This window comes from Cronbergia sp. UHCC 0137, assembly GCF_034932285.1.
Taxonomy (GTDB): domain Bacteria; phylum Cyanobacteriota; class Cyanobacteriia; order Cyanobacteriales; family Nostocaceae; genus Cronbergia.
The window spans coordinates 1-2115 of the sequence record NZ_JAYGHC010000012.1; the positions used below are offsets into that span (position 1 = coordinate 1).

Below are 2115 nucleotides of genomic sequence, written 5' to 3' on the forward strand. Positions count from 1 at the left end.
TTTGTTTATAATTGCGGTAATTTTGGGCGGTAATTTTGGAAACATTTTATGAGAACGAATTTGTGTCCGTCCTTACTAATAAACTTAACATGAATTTATATTTTTTCTAATATTTATTTTCTTATGTATTTTGTCTTTTACATAAAAAATATTTATATCTAACTCAGAGGTATAAAGAAAGTAGGACTTACACACTGTACAAAATGTAGATGATATGTATCAAGGAAATCGCTTATTGGTGCGGTGCGGTAGATAACGTAAGCTGCTAGTTAGATCAAATAAGGTGCGTCAGAAGCTTAAAATTAGCGATTTTATCCTAAATTATTCTGTCTGACGCACCCTACAAAATATACTAGGACTTACGCACTGTACAAAATGCAGATGATATGTATGAACGAAATTGCCTATTTTCAGGCTTTTGGAATCCCATATTAGTGCGGTGCGTCAGATAGGAAAAATCTGTTTTGTGCCAAATTATCGGGTCTGACGCACCCTACAAGAGATAAAATCCATGGGTAACTCCTAGAAAGGTTAAAAATCGAAGTAAATGTAGGGTAAGCTGCCTTCGGGGGCTAGTAACCAAACGGCATAAAAGCAAAATGGGACGAATACGAGTTTGATTGGCCAGCTTAATTCTAGTTTTAGTCCTTGCTTTAAGGTATAAACTATGCTCATGAGGACGGCTAGAGCAATTAATAACCAAGTAAGTTGGTATTGGGTGATGTTGAGGGCTTCTACATAGACTTTTTGGGCAAATTGGGCATCAGCAGTGTGTCCCCATAGGTGTTGAATTGCTAAGGTGGAGTCTTGGAGGTTGGGGAGACGAAACCAAATCCAAGATGTGAATACCATGATTTGGGTTAATAGCCAGGCGAAAATTACTCCCAGGGGGTTTTGCCAAAGTTTTGCTAGGGTAGAATAGCGATCGCTGGCGGCATCAACTAAGCGATGAACTGCTAAAGCTATACCATGCAATGCTCCCCAAACAACGAAACCCCAGGACGAACCGTGCCAAATACCAGCAACTAACATGACAGTGATGAGGTTTACACAGGTACGAATTAAGCCTTGACGAGAACCACCTAAAGGAAAGTAAAGATAATTACGCAACCAATCGCCTAAAGTTATATGCCAGCGTCGCCAAAAATCGGCAATACTAATGCTGAAGTAAGGAAAATCGAAGTTTTCGGGTAATGTTAAACCAAAAAGTAAAGCACTACCACGGGCAATATCTACATAACCGTTAAAATCTAAATATAGTTGTAGTCCATAAGCAAATGTAGCTAACCAAATATCAGAACTGCCGGCTCTTTGCAAGTTACCAAAACATAAATCAACAAAGATACCTAAGTTGTCTGCTAAGATTCCTTTTTTAACTGCACCTCTAGCAATTAACCATAAGCCTTCTGAGATTCTATGAATATTGGGAAATTGCAGGTGGTTAAATTGAGTTTCTAGGTTGTGGTAACGAGTAATTGGTCCAGAGATAAATTTAGTAAATAATAATTTATAGGTGGCAAATTTTAAGAACTGATTTGTGGCAGGTGCGCCACGATAGATATCTATTAAATAGGCGATACACTCGAATATAAAAAAAGATATTCCTAAAGGAGCGATTAATTTAAAAGATGTTTCTGGGGAATTTGCGGATAAATTAAAAATAAATTTTAAGGCAATAGATAAATATTTAAAGGTTAGTAAAATGGTAACATTAAAAAATATCCCTATCCATAAAATTTTCAGCCGTCGAAGATTCCAATCTGCTTGGGCAATTTGCCATTCTTCATTAGAAATACGCCAGTCTTGGGTATGTTTTCCTGGTGAGGTATTTTTGCCAATTTCTAGACCTAGACGAAAGTTAATAAAGGTAAGCAATAGTATTAATGGTAAATATTGAATATTCCAAGAAGCATAGAATACAACACTAGCGATTAATAGTGTCCATAATTTTAATTTTTGTTCGGTTACTGACCAATAAATGCCTAAGACACTCAGCAAGAAAAATCCGTAAAAAATTGATATAAACTTCATTTTGTAAATGTTGAATCTAACGGTAGGCTATACCAAAAGGAAGTAGGGTTTGAGAAAAAAGTCTTTTGACTAGGGCTAGGAGTC

1 protein-coding gene is annotated in these 2115 nt (G+C 36.4%); it reads right to left on the minus strand.

Annotated elements, in window-relative coordinates:
• Window positions 1-531: 531 nt before the first annotated feature.
• Window positions 532-2031 carry an MBOAT family protein gene (locus VB711_RS07715; protein WP_323285259.1) on the minus strand — a complete coding sequence of 500 codons (1500 nt, stop codon included), beginning with the start codon at window positions 2029-2031 and terminating at the stop codon, window positions 532-534.
• Window positions 2032-2115: the final 84 nt, after the last annotated feature.

Coding starts and splice junctions, on each gene's coding strand:
- VB711_RS07715 (WP_323285259.1), bottom strand. CDS start 2,031: ATGAAGTTTATATCAATTTTTTACGGATTTTTCTTGCTGAGTGTCTTA.